This is a genomic window from Bacillus cereus group sp. BfR-BA-01356, assembly GCF_022663635.1.
GTDB lineage: Bacteria > Bacillota > Bacilli > Bacillales > Bacillaceae_G > Bacillus_A > Bacillus_A cereus.
This window is the reverse complement of the sequence record NZ_JAKUFX010000074.1, coordinates 21,271-28,991: the sequence shown is the minus strand read 5'-3', so window position 1 is coordinate 28,991 and position 7,721 is coordinate 21,271. Positions and strand designations below refer to the sequence as shown.

The following is a 7,721-nucleotide window of genomic DNA, read 5'->3' as shown; positions in this document are numbered from 1 at the left end:
CCACCATCGTTTTCAGAAAAAATTAAAGAACCTGAGTCCATACGAATATCGAACTCAGGCTTCTTAACTATGCGTTTTAATTACTGTCTACTTGACAGGGGTCAGTACATAATTGAGTCGGCTTTTTTATTGCAAATCAGATATCCTTCTAACTTGTTTTTCTTTCTTCTTGAAGTTCTTCTTGTACTGTTTAAATTCTTCTTTATCTACGTGGAACTTTTCTCCGGTGGCAACGTTTTTAACTAAGTATGTTTTGGTTGTAAGAGATTTAATTATGTAATAAATAGCAAATAGCATAAGAGAAATACAAAAGGTAGGAATAGAAAATACAATAGCAAGTGCAGCTAGTATATTATCTCTCTTATGATCTCTTTGTAACACTAAACGTTTCCCTGCTGCAGCTTGAGCTTGTTCTAATTGTTGCATACGTTGTAGCGATGCTACAGTATCATAACTCATGTAATGACCTCCTGATAATTAATAACAAAATCATTATACCAAACATTGGAGATATTGGGATTATTTATCAATTTTTTACTTGAGTGTATACAGCTCTACTTGCTCGAGTAATTCAGTAACTTTTTTATGTCTCTCTTTAAGTTCATCTAAAGGTATTTTTGTAACAGCAGCGTTTTGCATAAAAAAGTTTTTATGGGATTGCCATTTATAAACCAGGTGCGCAACCTCTTGACGATTTCCATGCTTTAATAATAAAGCGGCAATATCTTTTTGCTTAGAATAAATTTTCCTAATCAATTTGTCCTTTTCGTGTGCTATTGGATTAGTAATCATATAAGTGCTCCTTTTAAAATTTTAATTGTACGAGGTTTAGATGGATCTCGCTGAATATAACCTTTCTCTTCTAAGTGCATTAAATGTCCATGAACTGTGGAACTAGAAGCAAGTCCAGTCGCTTTGCAGATTTCCCTAACAGTAGGAGGGAATCCGTTTTCTATGACCTTTTCTTGGATAAAAGTTAATATTTCAGCTTGTCTACTTGTTAATGGTTTCATGGTGTATACCTCACTTTATGTATGGAATATCTAACCATATAATAACAAGTTATTGAGAATAAATCAAACACTTGTTCGCGCTTTTCGGAAGTGTTATGCTCCCATAAAATCTTTATCAAAGTAGAACTTGTCCATTAAGTTGTTTACAATCCCGTTGAAATAAGCGAATTTATCCATCGATAATCTGTGAAAACATAGCTGTTAGCCCAATGTATTTATTTTCTTTACGTTTAGCAATATTGTGGATGGATCTAAAGCTATCGATGTAGTCATATACCATGCTTTTAAATGTATTAGTAAAGTACCCAATTGGATTTTTCATAAGTGTTCTATTATGCTCAAATTCATGAGTTTTAGAGAATAAAGCTACAGAAGCATTGGTAATAATATTGTTAAATACATCTTTGTCCGATAGTAAACTACACTTCTTAGCAGCTTTTTTAGCGATATTCACAGCATTGTGGAAGGATTCATTGATAACTTTTGAACCAAATGCAGTTGCTAATTTCATACGCATAGATTGTGGAACACGATAGTCGATAAAGTCATTATCATTCACATTAGATTGAGTCTCGTTGTTATTACGTATATGTATGTCTTTACTCTTTTGTTTTAAAGAAATAGTTTTTGTTTTTTTGGTGTGACAAAATTCATCATTTTTTGCAGGTTCAGGTGTGACAACTTGTTCTTCCACAATGATGGGTTGAATAACAATAGCATTACTTGTTTGTCTCATATCGCTTTTACGTTTCATTTCTAGCTGTTTAATAATACCTAAAGACTCTAAGTGTAGGCATACTCGAATAACCGTTCTACGGCTAATCTGAAGAGCCTCAGCAATCTTCTTTTTTGTTTTAAAAGATACACCAAAGAATTTAGCGGAGTGAGTATGTAAGTGAATCAATACAGCTAATTGAGTTTTGTTTAACTGATCTGCGAATTTCTCTTTGTACGCCCGAACAGTTTTATTTAATTCATCAATAGTTTTAAATGTTGATAGATTTTCATATGTTTCATTACCTGCAATAATTGTAATTCTTTTTTTCTTCTCCATAATAAATCTGTCTCCTTTTTGGAAACAAAAAAGCAACGTCACCAATTTGGTAAACGTTGCTGAATAACCCCCGCATGATGTAAAATAACTCATGAGAGTATAGCAAGTGTTTACCTGGGCAAGTCAGGTGGACGGTATAAGAGTGTTGGTAGCACTACTTATACACGCTGTGCTCTTTTGTTTTTTGTAGATTTTGCACGCTGAAATAATTTTGCATGAATTTTGCACGATTACTTCTAAAAATCTAAAGGAGCCTTGATATAAAAGGGGTATTTTACTATTAGTTCGAATCCCTCTGGGCGCGTCAAAAAGTCCTAACTTACGTTTTGTAGGTTAGGACTTTTTTTATTTCCCTCTTGTTATATCTAGTAATAAGATTTACTATTAGTACTTGATAATAATTTTTTAACTTTATTATTTTCTTTCAATATTATTCAAATTTCGGTTGTAAGTTGTAAATCTCATTAATACATATAAATTAATAATATTTTGGAATGGGTGTCTGCGTGAGGATTCTCCTTTTACCAAACTTATTGTACAATAGAAACAAGGGGGAGATTAGTTTGAAGGCAAGTCTTTTACAAGAACAAAGCTTACGTTTGGCAATGACACAAGAGTTAAGGCAAGCGATTACAATGCTCCAGTATAATGTACAAGAATTATCGGAGTTTTTGTATGAGCAATCGTTAGAGAATCCCCTTATTGAGTTAGGTGGTTTTGAGAGGGAGAAGAAAAAGAGCTCTAACAACAGTAAAAGTACCAGCAAACAAGTCGAGAATCAGATGGAGATCTACAGTGTGGATTCTACAACGATTCAGCAACATTTATTAAATCAAATACAGTATTATAAAATAGATGAAGAAGAGCGAAAAGTAGCTTCTTTCATTATTATGAACATGGATGGAAATGGATATTTACAAGAAACGAATGAAGAGTTAGCAGAGCTCCTTTCTGCACATATTCATGTAGTCGACCGTTCTGTAGAGCTTGTCCAATCACTGGAGCCAGCAGGGGTAGGGGCGCGTAATATTCAGGAATGTTTAACTTTGCAATTGAAGCGCTTACAAAGACGTAATGGATTAGCAGAAGAGGTTGTAGAAGATCATTTCGCTTATTTCGTGAAGAAAGATTGGCGAAAGCTCGTTCAAGTGTTGAAGTGTAGTAATGAGGAATTGCAGAGTGCGGTAAATTGTATAACGTCATTACAACCAAAACCAGGTCTTGCGTTTTCTTCAGATAAACCACTTTACATTGTACCTGATATGGCGGTGAAAAAAGATGGCGATCGCCTCGTCTTACAAATGAACGAGAGAAATATGCCGAGAATTGAAATTCATTCTGAATATAGTGCGCTTCTTAATAATAGTGAAAGTGAAGTAGCATCTTACGTATCAGAAAAGTATCAGCATGTGCAGTGGATTATGCGCAGTTTGAAGCAGAGAAAACAGACATTGCTGCAAGTAATGACTATTATTATGGAAAAACAACGTGATTTCTTCTGGAAAGGTCCAGAGTATTTAAGACCTCTCGCTTTAAAAGAGGTAGCGGAAGAGTTAAGTGTGCATGAATCGACAATTAGTCGTGCGACGCGAAATAAATATGTGCAAACACCACACGGTTTATTTGAGATGAAATCGTTCTTTAGCAATGCCGTTTCGACGACTGAAGATGAAGCAGTTTCTACAAAACGTGTAAAACAATTTATTCAAACGCTAATTGGGGCAGAGGATAAGAAAAAGCCACTTTCGGATCAAAAGATTTCAAAATTATTAGAAGAAGAGCATGAAATTGTTATTTCTCGAAGAACAGTGGCGAAGTATAGAGAACAAATGCATATCCCAGCTTCGTCATTACGAAAAACGATCGGATAGGTGAAGAAGATGAAAGTTGTACTGTATACTAAAAAAGATTGTGGCCTTTGCGTGAAGGCGAAACAAGTTTTACAGGAAGTACAATGTGAATATTCTTTTCAAATCGAGGAAATAGATATATATGAAGATAATGACCTTTTAGAAAAATATCACTTAATGATTCCGGTTGTAGAAATGGACGGAAAACAAGTAGAATATGGTAACATTCACAAAGGTGTCATAATAAACTATATAAAGAATGCAGTTAAGAGTTGAATAAGTTTCTATCTCCTGTTACAATAATACACGTAGCAGGGATTATTTTTTTAACCTATGTGGGACACAAAATGTCACTACGGGACGTAAAGTGACCACGAGGGAAAATGAACCGATGTAGTGAGGAGAAAAGATATGCGCTCATGGATTCAGAATACAAAAAAATTATTACCTGATCTGCTACCTGTTATGCAAACGAGAATGCAAATTCTTCAATACATTAGGCTCATGCAGCCGATTGGAAGAAGAAACTTATCAGCAAGTCTCGGTATGACAGAACGAGTATTGCGAAGTGAAGTTCAAGTTTTGAAAGAACAAAACTTAGTTCACGTCGCTTCTTCTGGAATGACTTTGACAGAAGAAGGAACAGCTTTAGTTCTTGCTTTGGAAGACTTTATGAAAGAAATTTCCGGGTTAAAGGTTTTAGAAAAGCAACTTAAGGAAACATTAGACTTGGATGAAGTTTTCGTTGTCCCTGGTGATAGTGATGAATCACCTTGGGTCAAACTGGAGATGGGCCGTGCTTGTGTGACTTGTATAAAAGACCGTCTGACAGCGAATAATATCGTTGCTGTGGCTGGAGGAACTACGCTAGCTGCTGCTGCGGACATGATGCAACTTGATTGCAAAGATTTACATATGCTATTTGTCCCAGCACGTGGTGGAATTGGAGAAGGCGTCGAGTTAGAAGCCAATACCATTTGTGCCAAGATGGCGCAAAATACGATGAGTAATTATCGCTTATTGTATGTTCCAGATCATGTTAGCAGCGAAGCATATGCGTCTATTGTGACAGAGCCTTCCGTGAAAGAAGTTCTTGAGTTGATTCGATCTTCCAATATCGTCATTCATGGAATAGGTGATGCGTTAACAATGGCACGTCGCAGAAGTACTTCAGAAGCAGATTGGTTAAAGATTCAGGCAAGCGAAGCAGTTGGCGAAGCTTTCGGTTACTACTTTAATGAAGAAGGAAATGTTGTTCATAAAGTAAGAACAGTTGGTATGCAACTAGAGGATTTACAAAATGTATCTCACGTTGTTGCAGTCGCTGGAGGTTCTTCAAAGGCAAAAGCAATACAGGCTGTAATTAAACAAGGGCACACTTCAATTCTAATTACAGATGAAGGTGCAGCAAAACAGTTAACAAAGGGTTTTACCCTTTAATATAATCCCCCAAGGAGGAAATTCAAATGACTAAAATTGGTATTAATGGATTTGGACGTATCGGACGTAACGTATTCCGCGCAGCTCTTAACAACTCTGAGGTAGAAGTAGTAGCAATCAATGACTTAACAGATGCTAAAACATTAGCTCACCTTTTAAAATATGACACAGTTCACGGAACTTTAAATGCAGAAGTATCTGCTAACGAAAACAGCATCGTTGTTAACGGTAAAGAAATTAAAGTTATCGCTGAGCGTGACCCAGCTCAATTACCATGGAGCGACTACGGAGTAGAAGTAGTAGTAGAATCTACTGGCCGTTTCACTAAAAAATCAGACGCTGAGAAACACTTAGGTGGATCAGTTAAGAAAGTTATCATCTCAGCTCCAGCTTCTGACGAAGATATCACTGTAGTTATGGGTGTTAACCACGAACAATACGATGCAGCTAACCACAACGTAGTATCTAACGCTTCTTGTACTACAAACTGTCTAGCTCCATTCGCTAAAGTATTAAACGAAAAATTCGGCGTAAAACGCGGAATGATGACAACAATTCACTCTTACACTAACGACCAACAAATCTTAGACTTACCACACAAAGATTTACGTCGTGCTCGTGCAGCAGCTGAAAACATGATCCCAACATCTACTGGTGCAGCTAAAGCTGTAGCATTAGTATTACCAGAACTTAAAGGTAAATTAAACGGTGGCGCTGTACGTGTTCCAACTGCTAACGTTTCTCTAGTTGACCTAGTTGTTGAACTTGACAAAGAAGTAACAGTTGAAGAAGTAAATGCAGCATTCAAAGCAGCAGCTGAAGGCGAATTAAAAGGTATCCTTGGATACAGCGAAGAGCCATTAGTATCTATCGACTATAACGGATGTACAGCTTCTTCTACAATCGATGCATTATCTACAATGGTAATGGAAGGTAACATGGTTAAAGTACTTTCTTGGTACGATAACGAAACTGGTTACTCTAACCGCGTAGTAGACCTAGCAGCTTACATGACTTCAAAAGGTCTTTAATTCTTAATTATATAAGTTATCAATGACAAAACGAGGGAGAGGGTTTGTTCCCTCTCTCTCTTCTTTCGTTTTAAAAGCAAATGTGTTAAGCTTTTGAGTGGGTTTTGTCAATCCTAACTAGTAGTCGGAGGGAAATCCAATGAACAAAAAATCAATTCGTGACGTAGATTTAAAAGGTAAGCGTGTATTTTGCCGCGTTGATTTCAACGTACCTATGAAAGAAGGCAAAATTACAGATGAAACTCGTATCCGTGCAGCTCTTCCTACAATTCAATATTTAGTAGAGCAAGGTGCGAAAGTTATTTTAGCAAGTCACTTAGGCCGTCCAAAAGGTCAAGTAGTAGAAGAAATGCGTTTAACTCCAGTAGCAGCACGTTTAGGTGAGCTTCTTGGTAAAGACGTTAAAAAAGCGGACGAAGCATTCGGACCAGTTGCACAAGAAATGGTTGCAGCAATGAACGAAGGCGACGTATTAGTTCTTGAAAACGTACGTTTCTATGCGGGCGAAGAAAAGAACGATGCAGAACTTGCGAAAGAATTTGCAGCACTTGCTGACATCTTCGTAAACGATGCATTCGGTGCAGCTCACCGTGCTCACGCTTCTACAGCAGGTATCGCAGACTACCTACCAGCAGTATCTGGTCTATTAATGGAAAAAGAGTTAGATGTACTTGGTAAAGCACTTTCTAACCCAGAACGTCCATTTACAGCTATTATCGGTGGTGCGAAAGTAAAAGATAAAATCGGTGTAATTCGTCATCTATTAGACAAAGTAGATAACTTAATCATCGGTGGTGGACTTGCTTACACATTCGTTAAAGCTTTAGGTCATGAAATTGGTCTATCTCTATGTGAAGACGACAAGATCGAACTAGCTAAAGAATTTATGCAACTTGCAAAAGAAAAAGGCGTAAACTTCTACATGCCAGTTGATGTTGTAATCACTGAGGAATTCTCTGAAACTGCAACAACTAAAATCGTTGGTATCGACTCTATCCCTTCTAACTGGGAAGGCGTGGACATCGGTCCTAAAACACGTGAAATTTATGCAGATGTAATTAAAAATTCTAAGCTTGTTGTATGGAATGGACCAATGGGTGTATTCGAAATGACTCCATTCGCAGAAGGTACAAAAGCAGTAGGACAAGCATTAGCAGATGCAGAAGATACATACTCTGTTATCGGCGGTGGTGACTCTGCAGCAGCTGTTGAAAAATTCGGTATGGCTGATAAAATGAGCCACATTTCTACTGGCGGCGGTGCGTCATTAGAATTCATGGAAGGTAAAGAGCTTCCAGGTGTAGTTTGTCTTAACGACAAATAAGTAGCAGCC

General features: G+C 37.0%; 9 protein-coding genes. 5 read left to right on the top strand and 4 right to left on the bottom strand.

Going from position 1 to position 7,721, the window contains the following annotated elements; translation table 11 throughout:
• Positions 1 to 126 precede the first annotated feature (126 nt).
• From MR168_RS21485 to MR168_RS21470, 4 genes are all read right to left on the bottom strand, one after another.
• Positions 127 to 459 carry a hypothetical protein gene (locus tag MR168_RS21485; protein WP_086412000.1) on the bottom strand — a complete coding sequence of 111 codons (333 nt, stop codon included), beginning with the start codon at positions 457 to 459 and terminating at the stop codon, positions 127 to 129.
• A 75-nt stretch (positions 460 to 534) separates the two neighbouring features.
• Complete coding sequence (locus MR168_RS21480; protein ID WP_242291477.1) at positions 535 to 792, bottom strand: hypothetical protein; 258 nt, start codon at positions 790 to 792, stop codon at positions 535 to 537.
• A complete protein-coding gene (locus MR168_RS21475) occupies positions 789 to 1,013 on the bottom strand; it encodes a LexA family protein (protein WP_072179745.1) in 225 nt (74 codons plus the stop codon). Before MR168_RS21475 ends, MR168_RS21480 begins: the two co-directional genes overlap by 4 nt.
• A gap of 169 nt (positions 1,014 to 1,182) precedes the next feature.
• Positions 1,183 to 2,067, bottom strand: a complete 885-nt coding sequence (locus tag MR168_RS21470) for a helix-turn-helix domain-containing protein (protein ID WP_242291476.1) — start codon at positions 2,065 to 2,067, stop codon at positions 1,183 to 1,185.
• A 563-nt stretch (positions 2,068 to 2,630) separates the two neighbouring features.
• Between MR168_RS21470 and rpoN the strand changes: the two genes are divergently transcribed.
• The 5 genes from rpoN to MR168_RS21445 all read left to right on the top strand — a co-directional run bounded on the left by rpoN (position 2,631) and on the right by MR168_RS21445 (position 7,712).
• A complete protein-coding gene (gene rpoN, locus MR168_RS21465; protein WP_000647955.1) occupies positions 2,631 to 3,938 on the top strand; it encodes an RNA polymerase factor sigma-54 in 1,308 nt (435 codons plus the stop codon).
• A gap of 9 nt (positions 3,939 to 3,947) precedes the next feature.
• Positions 3,948 to 4,193, top strand: a complete 246-nt coding sequence (locus tag MR168_RS21460; protein WP_000869730.1) for a glutaredoxin family protein — start codon at positions 3,948 to 3,950, stop codon at positions 4,191 to 4,193.
• A gap of 135 nt (positions 4,194 to 4,328) precedes the next feature.
• On the top strand, positions 4,329 to 5,357 hold the full coding sequence (gene cggR / locus MR168_RS21455; protein WP_001258185.1) for a gapA transcriptional regulator CggR: 1,029 nt from the start codon (positions 4,329 to 4,331) through the stop codon (positions 5,355 to 5,357).
• Between the two features lie 26 nt (positions 5,358 to 5,383).
• Positions 5,384 to 6,388, top strand: a complete 1,005-nt coding sequence (gene gap / locus MR168_RS21450; RefSeq protein ID WP_000161236.1) for a type I glyceraldehyde-3-phosphate dehydrogenase — start codon at positions 5,384 to 5,386, stop codon at positions 6,386 to 6,388.
• A 139-nt stretch (positions 6,389 to 6,527) separates the two neighbouring features.
• Positions 6,528 to 7,712 carry a phosphoglycerate kinase gene (locus MR168_RS21445; RefSeq protein ID WP_001036350.1) on the top strand — a complete coding sequence of 395 codons (1,185 nt, stop codon included), beginning with the start codon at positions 6,528 to 6,530 and terminating at the stop codon, positions 7,710 to 7,712.
• Positions 7,713 to 7,721: the final 9 nt, after the last annotated feature.